Below are 13,935 nucleotides of genomic sequence, written 5' to 3' on the forward strand. Positions count from 1 at the left end.
TCAACGCACCCAATGCCCACATCCACCCAAACCGTCATGCATTCCGCACATCACATTGATATCGAGCGCGCCTGAGGCAGGTCACACCGGGCAGGCCGCACGCCAAACAGGCAGCACACCGAACAGGGGCACGCCCGACAAGCTGCGCGTGCGGCGGAAGGGCACTGGCGTTCCCGGAGGCACTAGCCGTCGACGCGGAGCAAGAGCCGGAAAGCGGCCCCAGCCCGCTCAACGCTGGGCTCGTCGCCAGAGATCAGGTCAGCGTAGGAGAACGACTCAGACACACGCGACAGCAGGTAGGCGAGACCGGCAGGGTCAATCGCGCCACCGAGTGGCTCATCCCCGAGCTCCCGGCGAACCAGCCACTCGACCGTCGCGAGGAACCGCCGCTGGATTGGGCTCTCCTTGGTCGTGAGGAGCCGCAGGGCGCGAGCGGGTTCACGCCGCAGGAAAGTTCGGAAGTAGGTTGAGTTGATCAGGCCATCAACAAACTCGGTGAGCATCGCAGCCACTCGGGGAGCCCCGGAGAGGTGCTCGGCTGCGTGCTCGGCTTGCACGAACGTGGGAACAGCAAGCGACCACAGCACCTCACTCAGCAGCGCGTCACGGTTCCCCACCCACCGAAACAGCGAGGTTCGGTCTACCCCGAGGTCCGCCGCAAGCTCACCCATGCTGATTCGATTACCCGCAATGAATGCCTCCCGGGCACCTTCGAACGCGCGCAGCGCGTCGTCTCGAGTGTCAATCCGGTCAGACAAAAGCGATGGTGCGGCTGCAAGCCCGATATCAGCAATGGACGATCCAACTGTGCTCTGCATTCGAATACTCTATCCGGCACGTGCGTTCCCAATGCAACATTTCCAATAACAGTGTCCACATTCTGAGAAATGATGCATACTGGTCACGATCACCGATGATCGGAGAGCCAATGACACAGCCCAACGAAGCGCCCTGGCCTGCGAGCCAGTTGCCGCGCCGATCGATGCTGTGCACACGCCCTGTTCCTCTTCCGAGTACCCGACGCACGTCGCCAACGCTGCCGTGCTTACGGAGCTCCGCCACGTTTCGCGGCCACAATCTCGCTCCCTCACTCCGGTCTGGGCCCCTCAGCGACCACTTGCTTTCCCCCACCCAATCCACTCTCGAGGAGATATAGATGCCAGAGGCATACATCGTTTCAACCGCCCGTTCGCCGATCGGGCGCGCCCGCAAGGGCTCGCTTGCATCGTTACGAGGTGACGACCTCGCTGCCCGCATGGTGCAGGCAGCTCTCGACAAGGTGCCAGGACTCGACCCGACACGGGTCGAAGACATCATTCTCGGGACGGGGCAGCCGGCCGGCGAGCAGGGGTTCAACCTGGCCCGAATCGTCTCGGTGCTCCTCGGTCTTGACACCGTGCCAGGCACGACCGTAAACCGCTACTGCTCGTCGTCCCTGCAGAGCACGCGGATGGCATTCCATGCGATCAAAGCCGGCGAGGGCGACATCTTCGTGTCCGCAGGTGTCGAGATGGTGAGCCGGTTTACCCAGGGCATGGCAGACGCAACTCCGGGTGCGGTGATTGAAAACCCCGTCTTCGCCGATGCGATGGCGCGCACGGAGTCGCGCACCGCCGAGGGCACCCCGACCTGGGAGGATCCGCGTGCGTCCGGGCTACTCCCCGACCCGTACATCGCGATGGGCCAGACCGCGGAAAACGTCGCGCAGTTGCACGGCATCACGCGTGACGAGCAGGATGCGTTCGCCGCGCGCTCCCAGCAGCGCGCCGAAGCAGCGATCGCTTCGGGCTTCTGGACCCGCGACATCACCCCGGTCACTCTCGCAGACGGCACTGTTGTCGCCGCGGATGATGGCCCTCGTCCCGGCGTCACCCTCGAGGCCCTCGCCGGCCTCGATCCTGTTTTCCGCCCCGACGGCACTGTCACCGCGGGGAACTGCTGCCCGCTTAACGACGGCGCTGCAGCCGTCGTTGTCGTATCCGAGAGGGTCGTGAACGAGCTCGGCCTGCAGCCGCTCGCACGGATCGTGTCGACCGGAGTCAGCGGCCTCTCCCCCGAGATCATGGGGCTCGGCCCGGTCGAAGCATCGAAGCGTGCGCTCTCGCAGGCTGGCCTCGCGATCGGCGACATTGACCTCGTAGAGATCAATGAGGCGTTCGCAGCTCAGGTCATCCCATCCGCCCGAGAGCTTGGCATCGATGAAGATCGACTCAACGTCCACGGAGGCGCGATTGCTGTCGGCCACCCGTTCGGCATGACGGGTGCGCGCATCACCTCAACACTCATCAACGGCTTGCGGGAGACCGGCGGTCGCTACGGCCTCGAAACCATGTGCGTCGGCGGTGGTCAAGGAATGGCCATGGTGCTCGAGCGCCTGTAGCCCGACCCTCCCATCCGCGGGAACATCTTCACCTCATTCGAAAGGAATCCAACATGAATCGCATTGCCATCGTGACAGGAGCGGCGCGGGGTATCGGCGCGGCTACCGCGCTTCGGCTCGCCAAGGATGGCCACGCCGTCGCCGTGCTCGATCTCGACGAGTCGTCGTGCGCCGACACAGTGACAGCCATCACAGACGCAGGCGGGCGGGCTATCGCCGTGGGTGCAAACGTCGCAGACAGTGCCGCGGTCGATGCAGCCGTCGCGCGGGTCACCGAGGAGCTCGGCGCGCCGACGATCCTCATCAACAACGCGGGCATCATCCGCGACAACATGCTCTTCAAGATGACCGAAGATGACTGGGACGCGGTGCTCGGCGTGCACCTGCGTGGCGCCTTCCTCATGAGCCGCGCGGTGCAAAAGCACCAGGTCGAGGCGGGGTGGGGTCGCATCGTGAACCTGTCGAGCACTTCGGCGCTCGGTAACCGCGGCCAGGCGAATTACTCGGCCGCGAAGGCAGGAATGCAAGGCTTCACGAAGACGCTCGCAATCGAGCTTGGCCGATACGGCGTCACGGCGAACTCGATCGCGCCGGGCTTCATTGTCTCGGACATGACGCGGGCCACGGCGGATCGGATGGGCGTGCAGTTCGACGACTTCGTCGGCCACATGGTCTCCGAGATTCCCGTCGCACGCGCAGGCAAACCTGAAGACATTGCGAACGCGGCAGCCTTCTTCTGCTCAGAAGAGGCCAGCTTCGTCTCGGGCCAGGTGCTGTACGTGGCCGGAGGGCCGAAGGCATGACTATCTCGGTGTCGAATCCCGCGGCACTACCCGACGCGATCGGGCAGTCAGCAGTGAGCGACTGGCTGCTCGTCGATCAGGATCGGATTCAGGCGTTTGCCGATGCCACTGGCGACCACCAGTGGATCCACCTCGATGTCGAACGCGCAGCCGCCGGCCCTTTCGGCTCAACGATTGCGCACGGCTACCTCACCCTGTCACTGATCCCTCACCTGAGTGGCGGCCTAATCGATATCGGCAACGTCGCAATGGCGGTGAACTACGGCCTAGATCGCGTTCGCTTCCTGCAGCCAGTAAAAGCTGGGTCGCGGGTGCGAGCACGGGTCGAGATTGTCTCGGCAGAGGAGAGCAAGCAGGGCTGGCGGGTCGGGTCGAAGACAACGGTTGAGATCGATGGCGAGGATACGCCCGCGCTCGTCGCGGAAACAATCGCGCTCTACGTCGCCGGCTAACGCCACCACGAGAGCGGGCGGGTGACGAGCAGGCATCCACCCGCCCGTTCTCGCGTGGCCTCCGTCAGGAAGCCCTCGGAACGAAGCGCATCGAATCGACGCGCTCGGCGATGAGTTCAATCCTTGCCCAGCGTTCCTGCAGCGCCCCGAGCAGCGCAGTGAGGCCGTCTCGGTCGAGTCCATCGTCAAGCAGGAGGTGCACTTCGGTCTCGGGCGCGGTGAGGTCACCCACAGGGTCGCCTGGGAGGAGTGCGAGCGCGCGTAGCGATGGCTCGCCTGCTGCACCTTCGAGAAACGCCTGGCGCACGGCGGGGTCTGCCCATGCGGGGAGCTGCGGCGTGCCGAGCGCCATCGACTCAAGCTCAGGTCGCCGAACCCCAAACTGTACGTCAAGCGATCCTGGATCGACAATGATGAGGTCGGTTCCCTCTTGAGCCGCGGCGATCGCCGCCTGCGGTCCCGGGACCGGGATCGGCCTGGAGCCGGGATTCCAGCGCTGCATCGCCTCGACGGAGGAGAATACTGGCATCACCCGCCTGCCGTCAGGGCTCGCCACAGTCACGATCGAGAGCTCCTGCGTCTTCTCCACAATCCTGCCGTCGGGGGTCTCCCCGAGCTCGCCAGCCTCCGCGAGCAACGGCACGAGCACCCGGCTCTTCGAGAGCTCGATGAGCACGGCCTGTCGCAGCGCGGCAAGCTCCTCGATGACCGCAGGCGCGGCACCGTCAACGCGGTAGCGCTCCCCTGCCGCGCGCATCGCCGCGACAGCCGCCGCTAGCGCCGGGGGCGTGGCACCGTCGTCGTCGGCGAAGGCTGTTTCGTGATGGTCGAACGTTCGGCCAGCCCACGGAAACCCCGCCGAGTCGGCAGCGCCGCCAGCAACGAGGCTCTCGGGAACCCCGGTCGACCGCGGGGTGTCACCCGTCGACGGAAGCTTCTTGATCGCCATGCTGAGGCCCGCCGCTACCTGCCGGCGACGTCGAGGGCTGCCGGCAGCGTGAACGCGCCATCGTAGAGCGCCTTGCCGATAATGGCGCCCTCAACCCCGTGAGGCACGGCCTCGCGAAGCGTCGCGATGTCGTCAAGGGTGGAGATTCCGCCTGACGCGACCACCGGGCGGTCTGTGCGCGAACAGACCTTCTTAAGTAGCTCAACGTTTGGGCCGGCCATCATGCCGTCCTTCGTCACATCAGTGACGACGTACCGCGGGCACTCAGCATCCTCGAGACGCTCAAGCACGTCCCACAGATTGCCGCCGTCCTCAGTCCAGCCGCGCGTCGCAAGAGTCTCTCCACGCACGTCAAGTCCAACCGCAATCTGCTCTCCATAGTGCGCGATCACCGCGCGAGTCCACTCAGGGTTCTCAAGCGCTGCCGTGCCGAGGTTGACGCGCGCTGCGCCCATCTCGAGCGCCGCCTCAAGGCTCTTGTCGTCGCGGATACCACCAGAGAACTCAATCTTCACTCGGCTTCCCGCACGGGCGATAATCTTGCGGGCCACACCGACGTTGGTGCCGCGCCCGAAGGCCGCGTCGAGGTCGACAAGGTGGATCCATTCGGCGCCCTGTTCGATCCAGTCCATCGCCGCGTCGACCGGGCTGCCGTAGTTCGTCTCGGTTCCTGCCGCGCCCTGCGTGAGCCGCACGGCCTTGCCATCGACCATGTCGATCGCGGGCAGTAGTTGCAGCTTCGGGCTCGTCGCGAGCTCGGTCATCAGTTCTCCTTGGTGGTGCGGGTGGGGGCCAGAGAATTGATCCAGTTGCGCAGCAGCTGGATCCCGGCCTCGCCGGACTTCTCTGGGTGAAACTGTGTGGCGCTCAGTGGGCCGTTCTCGACCGCCGCGATGAATGGCTCGCCGTACTCAGACCACGTCACTTTCGGAGCTGTCGCTGCAGAGCGGCCCTCAAGTGTCCAGTCGGTCGCCGCATTCGAATGCACGAAGTAGAAGCGTTCGTCTCCGAGGCCACGCAGTAGTACTGAGTCCTTGGGCACCGAAACGGTATTCCAGCCCATGTGCGGCAGCGTCTGAGCTTCGAGCTGACGGACGGTCCCCGGCCACTCGCCGAGCCCCTCTGTCTCGACGCCACGCTCGATTCCGCGCTCGAACATCACCTGCAGTCCGACGCAGACGCCGAGCACCGGCCGACCGCCTGCGAGCCGCCGACCGATAAGCTCGTGACCCTGGATCGCGCGCAGCTGCGCCATCACTGCATCGAACGCACCGACGCCGGGCACGAAAAGCCCGTCAACTTCCATGACCGTCTGCGGGTCGGCCGTGAGCTCGACGTCGGCGCCAGCACGAATCAACGCTTTCACCGCGGAGTGCACGTTGCCCGACCCGTAATCGAGTACGGCTACGCGCGGTGCACCGCCTGCGCTCACAGGGCGCCCTTTGTGGACGGAATGCCGGTCACAAGCGGATCCTTCGCCTTCGCGGTGCGGAACGCACGCGCGAACGCCTTAAATTCAGCCTCAGCGATGTGGTGTGGGTCACGACCCTCGATGAGTCGGAGGTGCACAGACAGTCGGGCGTTCAGTGTGATCGCCTCGAAGAAGTGGCGCACCATTGAGCCGGTGAAGTGGCCGCCGATAAGGTGAAACTCGAAGCCAGCGGGCTCGCCGGAGTGGACAAGGTATGGCCGGCCCGAGATGTCGACGACGGCCTGCGCGAGCGCTTCATCGAGCGGCACAAATGCGTCGCCGTAGCGAGAGATGCCGCTCTTGTCACCGAGCGCCTCGAGGATCGCCTGCCCGAGCAGGATGCCGGTGTCCTCGACGGTGTGGTGCACATCGATATGGACGTCGCCCTCGGCCCGCACCGTGAGGTCGGTGAGCGAGTGCCGCGCGAATGCCGTGAGCATGTGATCGAAGAACGGCACCCCAGTCTCGATGTCGGCTTCGCCGGTACCGTCAAGGTTCAGGCTTAGTCGAATAGCGGACTCACTGGTGGCGCGTTCAAGCGTCGCGATGCGTGCAGCTGCGGTCATGTTCTCGATCCTACCGCGCGGCGTCGGTTGCTCGCTGCCTCGCGCGCCAACGCATCGCGGCCCAAACGGCAAGCGCGAGCCCCGCCCCGATCGCGAGCACGAGCAGGTTCGAGACCCCCGAGGTTGCTCGCATGACGTCGGCCTCGAGACCCGCCTGCGTGCTCGCGTCGAGTACCCCCGTGAACTTCTGCGCGCCGTCGGTAACAAGCATGAATACACCGACAGCGATCGTCAGGAGTCCGCCGATGATGTTCGACCAGGCGTTCCGCCAACGTCCGATCACGAGTTCACGCGGTCGCATGAGTGCGCGCACACCAGGGATTCGCGTCCACACGAGCGCGAGCAGCAGCAGTGGAACTGTCATTCCGGCGGCGTAGAGCAGCATCGTGAACCCGCCCATGAGCGCATTGCCGCCGAACGCTGCCATCGCGAGAACCGCGCCGAAGATCGGCCCGGCGCATCCGCCGGCAAGACCGTACACCGCGCCAAGCGCGTACACCGATGCGACCGAAGTCCCCTTCGCACTCTGCTGACGGGTGAGGGCCGGAAGCGGAACTCCAAGCAGCATCACCGCCCCCAACACGATCACGAGCACGAGCACCCAGGTCATGATGCCGTTCCGGTGCGCGACCACCCACGCGCCGAGGGTGCCCGCCAGCAGACCGAGTGGCACGAGCGCAGTCGCGAGCCCGAGAAAGAAGCCGCCTGTACGTGAGAACAGTTCTCGCGGACTGTGGAACGCGTAGGCGAAGAACGCCGGCAGCACCATCACCGAGCAGGGGCTGAGAAGCGCGAGAGTTCCGCCAAGTAACGCGCCGAGCAGGCTCAGATCCATGCGGAGCCGTTACTTCTTGGCGGCTTCGATGGCAGCGTCAAGCTGTGCCCGGAACGTCTCTACCGGCTGCGCGCCAGACATGACCTGGCCGCAGCCAGTGGTCGCGAAGAACGGCACCCCGGTCACACCGATCGACTGCGCTTCCGCGGTGTCCTTGCGCACGGCATCTTCGAACTTTCCACTCTCGACGTCAGCAGTGAACGCTGGGATGTCTTTCACGCCGACATCCTTCGCGAACGAGACAAGCGTGTCGACTGTGAGCTCACCGTTGGCGTCATGCGCGCTCTCGGGCGCGTGGTAGACGGCATCGTAGAACTCAAAATACTTGCCCTGCTCCCCCGCCGCGCGCGAGGCGGCCGCGATGAGGATCGAGTTCTCGCCGCCGACGAGCGCCGCGTCGTGGATCTCGAGCCGGACCTTGCCGGTCTCGACGTACTCTTCGATCAGCACGGGCAGCGTGTCTCGCGAGAAGGAGCCGCAATACGGGCAGCGGAAGTCTGTCCACTCGTGCAACACGACCGGCGCATCGATGTCGCCGAGCGCTCTCGGGTCGTTGGGATCGAGGCGATCGACAACCGGGCAGGTATCGGCCGTCTGCTCTCCGTCGTTTCCGGCGCCCTCTGCCCCAGCACCTTGACCGGTGGTTGAGCCGCTCGCCCCGGAGCCCCCGGTCGTTCCTTGCAGCCCCTGAGCACCGAGGGCTGCAACAAGCAGCAATGCGACGGCAGCGAGGATGACTGTCGCCAAGCGCATGCGACGGTAGCGGCGTTCAAGGGAAGGGCGGTCGAGCGACTCGATGGGCTGAGGCATGCAACCGAGCCTAACTGGCTTTCCCGATAGTTTTGCCGTTAAACCTTTGGTGCCCGCAGCATCCGACCGCATTCGCTGCCAGCCTGGATCACCTAGACAGCGCCTGCCGGGCCAAACTCTGTGATCGCCGCGATAACAGCGGACGTTTCTTCAGCTGTACCAGCAGTGATGCGGACGTGGCCGGCTATCCCGAGGTCGCGAACGAGAATGCCTTGGGCGCGAAGGCGTTCAAATACCTCGCTTGGATCGGCGAATCCACCGACGAGCAAGAAGTTCGAGCCCGACTCGTGGACAACGTATCCGAGGCCGGTGAGCGCACCTGCCAGCCGGTCTCGCTGGGCGCGAATTTCGTCGACGGTGGCGAGCATCGCGTCGGCGTGCTTCACAGCAGTAGTCGCAGCGGCCTGTGTCAGGCCGGAGAGGTGGTACGGGAGCCGAACAAGGCGGAGCGCGTCAACGATGGCGCTGTCTGCAGCAAGATAGCCAAGTCGGACCCCCGCGAAGGCGAAGGCCTTGCTCATCGTCCTGCTGACAATCAGACGGTGGCGGCCTTCGAGCAGCGAGATTGCGGTCTCGTTCTCGGTGTCGAACTCCTTGTAGGCCTCGTCGACGATGAGGATGCCATTGAACGCGTCGTATGCCGAGAGGATCGTCTCAAGCGCCATCGGGGTGCCTGTGGGGTTGTTTGGAGCGCAGAGCACGACGATGTCGGGTTTGTGCTCGGCAATCGCCGAGACAACGAGCTCGGGGGTCACGGTGTAGTCAGCATTGCGGGGAACTCCGATCCACCCGGTGTCGGTACCGTCGGCAAGCAACGGGTACATCGAGTAGGTGGGAGTGAAGCTCATCAGTGTGCGACCGGGACCACCGAACGCCTGCAGGATCTGCTGGAGCACTTCGTTCGAGCCGTTCGCCGCCCACACCTGTTCGGGGGTGAGGCGGTGGCCGAGGTAGTCGGCGAGTGCCTCGCGCAGCCCGATGAACTCGCGGTCTGGGTAGCGGTTGACGTTGCGCAGCGCGGCAGCAAGCGCCTCCGTCGCTTCCGCGATGAAGGCCTCGGGAAGCGGGTGCGTATTCTCGTTCACGTTGAGACTCACAGGGACCGCAGCCTGCGGTGCACCGTACGGGGTCTTACCGACGAGATTGTCACGGAGAGGGAGATCGCTCAATTCAGCCACCTCTTTAGTCTACTCAGCGGCCACCGACGATTCCTCGGCCACGAAAGAAAGAGCACCAACTGCGCCGGGCAACTGCCAGCTACGAGAGGTCGGACGCCGGGAAGGTCGCCTCGTCGCCCGCGAAGCGCAGAGGAACAGCAATCGCATCGCCGGCTTGCAGGTCTGCTGCCTGCATCTGATTCAGACGCTGAATTTCTGCCACCACGTCGCGGGGGTCTGCGGTCGGCTCCAGCGCGGAAGCAATACTCCACAGCGAGTCGCCGGACTGCGCCACAACGTATGGAAACTCCTGCGAGCTTGCCGCGCCGTTGGCGACCGCGCCCGGGGCCGCGAACGACGCCGCGACGCCAAGCGCCCCAGCAATAAGAATGGTGGCAAGACCCCCAAAGACCACGCGCCCGCGGCGAGTCAGCTTGAGCCGGGTCTTGGGCGCGGCTGCGGTCGGGGAAAAGACAGCGCGCACGCCGGCCCGGTCTGCATCGATGCGGGGGCCCATTGCGGTGACAGTTGCTGTAGCAGTCATGAGGGGTTCCTCTCTTGAGAGTGTTCGAACAAATACCGTTCGGTCGAACATCTATTTCGAATATATCTTCGAATGAACGATTTCGCAAGGCAAGAATTCGAAGAAGTTTGACGCGAATCCGCGCGACACTCGAACAAATGTTTGCCTCGCCTCGAACATCCGAGCTAGGGTTCGAACAGTGCCCTCACCTAACCAGTGACCACCGACATTCACCGTTTCTCCGTGAATAGCAGCCCGACTCCAGCGGCCAATCGGCCGCGATCCCAGACTCGAGAGGACGAGCCATGAGCGATCTGGCCTCACCCCCACAAAAGCCGTTGACCGAAAAGCAGCAGGCGATCCTCGAGTTCATCGCGCGCTCCGTTGAGTCACGGGGCTACCCGCCGAGCATGCGCGAGATCGGCGACGCCGTCGGACTCTCGTCACTGTCGAGCGTCACACACCAGCTCAGCCGCCTCGAGCTCGGGGGCTACATCCGGCGCGACCCTAACCGCCCACGCGCGCTCGAGATCCTCGTCGAGCTCGCGGTCACGAGCAGCGCCATCGCAGACGCGCCGGCCACGGAGACCCAGGAGACCGCATACGTTCCGCTGGTGGGTCAGATCGCCGCAGGCGTTCCGATCACCGCCGACCAGCAGGTCGAGGAGGTCGTACCGCTCCCCCGCCAGCTCGTGGGCGACGGCCAGCTATTCATGCTGAAGGTTGTCGGAGACTCGATGATTGACGCTGCGATCTGCGACGGCGACTTCGTCGTCGTTCGCCAGCAGCGCGAGGCCGACAACGGAGACATCGTCGCCGCCATGCTCGATGGCGAAGCAACCGTGAAGGTATTCAGGCGGCGCGACGGCCACACATGGCTACTGCCCCGAAATAGCGCTTTCGAGCCGATTCTTGGCGACCATGCCGAGGTACTCGGGAAGGTCGTCGCGGTCTTCCGCTCCGTCTAACTCGCACGCCCAAGGTGATCGCGTCGACGATGTAGCTTTCGGGTCGACGAGGCCACCCGCAGTGACCCTGCCCAGTCTCGGACCGCTCCGATCCCGATGGTCTCGAGCACCCCAACCTTCACGCACCACAGCACGCAATCCTGCCGCTGCTCGGTGTAACCGCTAGAGTTCGGGGGCCTCACCGCCAGGGCTGAAGAAGCATTCAGAAGCCGACGACAACCGGATCTGGTCCGGAGCAAACCCTGTAGCGACACGAACTGTTGTGCCTGTTTCTGGATCGGTGATCCCTAACCTGTGTTGCCGGAACACGTCAGGATCTGAATGCGTTTCGTAGCCGGCCTTTGTGAAGTGGTCTTCAAAGTCCTGGATGATTGCGTCGGTATCAGTGCCTGCAGCGACGGTGATCACTGCGTCACCATGCCACCGATACCAGCTCCTCTGACATACAGATAACTCACCCGTTCCGGCCTGCGCAAACTTCACAAAGACACCTTCAGGCGTCGCGCCTGCGAGCTCACGCTCCATTGATTGAGTCGCGGCCTTCACCTCCGCAAAAGACGGACGCTCCGCGGGTTGCGCACACCCTGCGAGGGCGAGCAACCCGACGAGGAGACCGATGACGCTTTGCGGTTTCATTGGCGTTAGATGCTTAGAAGTCGCCGCCGCGGTAGACGCCTTCGGGGAGCACGAAGCACTCAGACGCTGAATCAATGTCAATATGGGTCGGCTCAAGGCCTTCCCCAACGATGATGCGTATCGTGGTTTCCGGGTCTTTCACCGCTATTTTGTAGTGCCCATTGAGGCTCAACCGGTTACTCGTAGCGTACTCCGTACTTTCATAATGGGTTTCGATGTCGCGAACGATCGCTTCGATGTCGGTGCCCTTAGCAACGGTGACGGTCATGCCGCCGAACCAGCTGTCCGCCCCGTCTCCGCAAGACATGAGCGTCCCTGTGTCTACTTGGTAGACGTTGACGATGACGTCTTTGGGTATCAGTTCAGCGATTTCACGTTCCATTTCCTGGGTAGCCGCTTTTGCTTCCTGCCACGTCAGTTTTGTGTCCACTTTTGGCTCCTTCTGTGAGGCCGCCGTGAGCGATGAGCACCCGGTCAGGCTCAGTACCCCCGCAACGAGCATCAAACCAAATACACGTTTCATGTTCATCGTTCGAGGGCCTCCTTCAACGTATCAAGCACGTCTTGGTTATCATCTTTGGCAGTGGCGATGAGGTTGTGGTTGTCCATGAGTTCACCCAGGCTGGGGTCGAATTCGCCGTAGCCTGGGTACACCAGGCTCGTGAACGCGGGGTCCCTTCGTGGATATCTTCCCTCACCGACGTAGCCTTCTCGCTGCGCACGCGTCAAAATGTCTTCGTAGGAAACGTCAAGGTATCCGGTTGTAGCCGTGGGTTCCCAATCAGGGAGCATCCAGGCTCCTGCGAGCGAGATCACGGTGTTGTAGCGGGCACCCGCGACCTCAGAACTCGTGAGGTTCGCGAGTCCCCAACTGTGGCCGGCCCCCATCTGTTTCACCCCAGACAGGTACGGGTCTGCCCTCATTCCGGCCTGGAAGCGCGCGAGCTGCTCACCTGCCAACCGACCGAATTCGAGGTCGTTTGCTTCGGTGATTCGAAGCATGTTCGCATTCCCGGTCTGCCCGTTTTCTCCGGGGAATAGGCCGTCCTTGTACACGAACGCGACACTTCCCGAAAGTCCGTCCTTGCCTGTCAGGAACTTGGCGATTTCTTGAACAGATCCGTTGTAGAACGAGTTGAGGCTGGTGAAGGTGCCTGGCACGTAGGTGATTGCTCGGATGGTGTCTGGGCCGGGGGTGCCGAGCATCTCTACGATGCGAGAGGCCGCGTGGTCGTAGAGGTACAGCTGGACTTCCCCGCTCACTACCTGTGTTAGGTAGTCGATCTGCTTTTGCAGGTAGGGCGCGTTCTTGTCGCCAGGCTTCAACGCAGCGAGCTCTGCTTCGACGGTCTTCAGGATCTGTTCCGCGTTGTACTTGTTCGCGGTGACGCGTGCGAGGGCGGGCATCCCATCGAGAGCTCCGAGTACGTGCGCGTACTTCTTCAGGATCTTTTCTGCATCAAACCCTGGGGTCGCGGTGAGGAGTTCCCAGACCGAAGCGACCTGCTTGACCGAGAGCGTTCCTCCGAGGAGAAGCCGTCGGAGCGTGTCTGGGTCGTCGGCTGCGACAGCCAAAGTGATCCGGAAGTCGCTGAGGGCCCAGGCCCCCGTTTTTTCGAACGCGTCAGCGACAGCTGCTATCCAGACCTCATCGCGTCGGTTCTCGTCGATCAGTTTCGAGAACCCGTTCAGCATGGGGGCGATAGCGATCGACGTCCAAGAACACGAGCCCTGGAACGATGCGGTGGCGGACTGCACAGCGGTATGAGCTGTTTCCATTTGGCGGGTGAGTCCCTATGAGGTGGTGACAAAGTGCCGTAGCCGTTCCGGATCTGCTGAACTTGTCCCTTTCGCCCCACCGTTGGTGACGTGTCTGGTGCGTGCGCTGGGACTGAACGACGCGGTGATGTGCGGGGAGGCTACGGGTATCGAGTCTGGTTCCGGTTCCGGGAAACCAGCGGGCGCTGGAAGCCCCTGTACCGACGCAACGTACTCCTCTTCGCGCCTCGCGTCCTCACGCAGTTTCCAAGCGTCGTGGGCGGCTTGGCGTTCGCGTTCTTTTGTGGCCGCGGCCTTCGCATCTTGCACCTGCAGTCGCGCATCATTCAACAGCCCTGCCAGGCGTCCCCGCTCCTGACTCTCGGTCTGGGCCGCAGTGACGAATAGTCGCGAGTAGCCACCCTTGAAATCGGTGACGGCGGCAGTGACTGCGTTGGAGCGAATGTAGCCGATGCCACGGAGTGTGTCGTCGGCTGCCTCGAGCGCTTGGGCGAGTGCGTCTGCGACGCCGTCGTCAAATTGGATAGCCAAGCCACACTCCTTCCGACACGCCTCACAAAAAAAGGGGGCCTGCAACTTGCAGGCCCCCCAACGGTCAACAATCTA

General features: G+C 63.5%; 17 protein-coding genes. 4 read left to right on the forward strand and 13 right to left on the reverse strand.

The window, feature by feature from the left end:
* Positions 1-182 precede the first annotated feature (182 nt).
* Positions 183-818, reverse strand: coding sequence for a QsdR family transcriptional regulator (locus tag KI794_RS10805; RefSeq protein ID WP_119284260.1), 636 nt, complete (start codon positions 816-818; stop codon positions 183-185).
* A 338-nt stretch (positions 819-1,156) separates the two neighbouring features.
* Here KI794_RS10805 and KI794_RS10810 point away from each other — a divergent pair, with 338 nt between their 5' ends.
* The 3 genes from KI794_RS10810 to KI794_RS10820 are packed head-to-tail and all read left to right on the forward strand — an operon-like array spanning position 1,157 to position 3,635.
* Positions 1,157-2,380 (forward strand): acetyl-CoA C-acetyltransferase, encoded by a 1,224-nt coding sequence (locus KI794_RS10810; protein WP_119284261.1) that lies wholly within the window; start codon positions 1,157-1,159, stop codon positions 2,378-2,380.
* A gap of 53 nt (positions 2,381-2,433) precedes the next feature.
* Entirely contained in the window at positions 2,434-3,183 is a 750-nt protein-coding gene (locus KI794_RS10815; RefSeq protein ID WP_255808098.1) for an SDR family oxidoreductase, read from the forward strand.
* Entirely contained in the window at positions 3,180-3,635 is a 456-nt protein-coding gene (locus tag KI794_RS10820) for a MaoC family dehydratase (protein ID WP_255808099.1), read from the forward strand. The genes KI794_RS10815 and KI794_RS10820 overlap by 4 nt, the downstream gene beginning before the upstream one ends.
* 64 nt (positions 3,636-3,699) lie before the next feature.
* On the opposite strand, the gene KI794_RS10825 is transcribed toward KI794_RS10820, so the two are convergent.
* The 8 genes from KI794_RS10825 to KI794_RS10860 all read right to left on the reverse strand — a co-directional run bounded on the left by KI794_RS10825 (position 3,700) and on the right by KI794_RS10860 (position 9,967).
* Positions 3,700-4,584 carry an SseB family protein gene (locus KI794_RS10825; RefSeq protein ID WP_119284264.1) on the reverse strand — a complete coding sequence of 295 codons (885 nt, stop codon included), beginning with the start codon at positions 4,582-4,584 and terminating at the stop codon, positions 3,700-3,702.
* A 14-nt stretch (positions 4,585-4,598) separates the two neighbouring features.
* The gene (priA, locus tag KI794_RS10830) at positions 4,599-5,348 is read right to left on the reverse strand and encodes a bifunctional 1-(5-phosphoribosyl)-5-((5-phosphoribosylamino)methylideneamino)imidazole-4-carboxamide isomerase/phosphoribosylanthranilate isomerase PriA (protein ID WP_119284265.1); all 750 of its coding nucleotides are present in this window, start codon (positions 5,346-5,348) and stop codon (positions 4,599-4,601) included.
* Complete coding sequence (gene hisH, locus KI794_RS10835; protein WP_255808100.1) at positions 5,348-6,016, reverse strand: imidazole glycerol phosphate synthase subunit HisH; 669 nt, start codon at positions 6,014-6,016, stop codon at positions 5,348-5,350. The genes priA and hisH overlap by 1 nt, the downstream gene beginning before the upstream one ends.
* The gene (gene hisB, locus KI794_RS10840; protein ID WP_119284267.1) at positions 6,013-6,621 is read right to left on the reverse strand and encodes an imidazoleglycerol-phosphate dehydratase HisB; all 609 of its coding nucleotides are present in this window, start codon (positions 6,619-6,621) and stop codon (positions 6,013-6,015) included. Before hisB ends, hisH begins: the two co-directional genes overlap by 4 nt.
* Positions 6,622-6,631: 10 nt before the next feature.
* A complete protein-coding gene (locus KI794_RS10845; protein WP_255808101.1) occupies positions 6,632-7,456 on the reverse strand; it encodes a cytochrome c biogenesis CcdA family protein in 825 nt (274 codons plus the stop codon).
* Positions 7,457-7,465: 9 nt separating this feature from the next.
* Positions 7,466-8,266: a DsbA family protein gene (locus KI794_RS10850; protein ID WP_162921279.1), complete on the reverse strand. Its 801-nt coding sequence runs from the start codon at positions 8,264-8,266 to the stop codon at positions 7,466-7,468.
* Positions 8,267-8,358: 92 nt separating this feature from the next.
* Complete coding sequence (locus KI794_RS10855) at positions 8,359-9,444, reverse strand: histidinol-phosphate transaminase (protein ID WP_255808102.1); 1,086 nt, start codon at positions 9,442-9,444, stop codon at positions 8,359-8,361.
* A gap of 79 nt (positions 9,445-9,523) precedes the next feature.
* Entirely contained in the window at positions 9,524-9,967 is a 444-nt protein-coding gene (locus KI794_RS10860) for a LysM peptidoglycan-binding domain-containing protein (protein ID WP_255808103.1), read from the reverse strand.
* A 284-nt stretch (positions 9,968-10,251) separates the two neighbouring features.
* Between KI794_RS10860 and lexA the strand changes: the two genes are divergently transcribed.
* The gene (lexA, locus tag KI794_RS10865) at positions 10,252-10,914 is read left to right on the forward strand and encodes a transcriptional repressor LexA (RefSeq protein WP_119284272.1); all 663 of its coding nucleotides are present in this window, start codon (positions 10,252-10,254) and stop codon (positions 10,912-10,914) included.
* Between the two features lie 162 nt (positions 10,915-11,076).
* Here the strand turns inward: lexA and KI794_RS10870 are convergent, their stop codons facing one another.
* From KI794_RS10870 to KI794_RS10885, 4 genes are read right to left on the reverse strand one after another with little or no spacing between them, the layout of a single operon-like run.
* Complete coding sequence (locus tag KI794_RS10870; RefSeq protein ID WP_255808104.1) at positions 11,077-11,550, reverse strand: hypothetical protein; 474 nt, start codon at positions 11,548-11,550, stop codon at positions 11,077-11,079.
* A 13-nt stretch (positions 11,551-11,563) separates the two neighbouring features.
* Positions 11,564-12,079: a hypothetical protein gene (locus KI794_RS10875; RefSeq protein ID WP_119284274.1), complete on the reverse strand. Its 516-nt coding sequence runs from the start codon at positions 12,077-12,079 to the stop codon at positions 11,564-11,566.
* Positions 12,076-13,329, reverse strand: a complete 1,254-nt coding sequence (locus KI794_RS10880; RefSeq protein ID WP_255808105.1) for a hypothetical protein — start codon at positions 13,327-13,329, stop codon at positions 12,076-12,078. The genes KI794_RS10875 and KI794_RS10880 overlap by 4 nt, the downstream gene beginning before the upstream one ends.
* 15 nt (positions 13,330-13,344) lie before the next feature.
* The gene (locus KI794_RS10885; protein WP_255808106.1) at positions 13,345-13,860 is read right to left on the reverse strand and encodes a hypothetical protein; all 516 of its coding nucleotides are present in this window, start codon (positions 13,858-13,860) and stop codon (positions 13,345-13,347) included.
* Positions 13,861-13,935 lie beyond the last annotated feature (75 nt).

Source organism: Leucobacter aridicollis (assembly GCF_024399335.1).
Taxonomy (GTDB): domain Bacteria; phylum Actinomycetota; class Actinomycetes; order Actinomycetales; family Microbacteriaceae; genus Leucobacter; species Leucobacter aridicollis_A.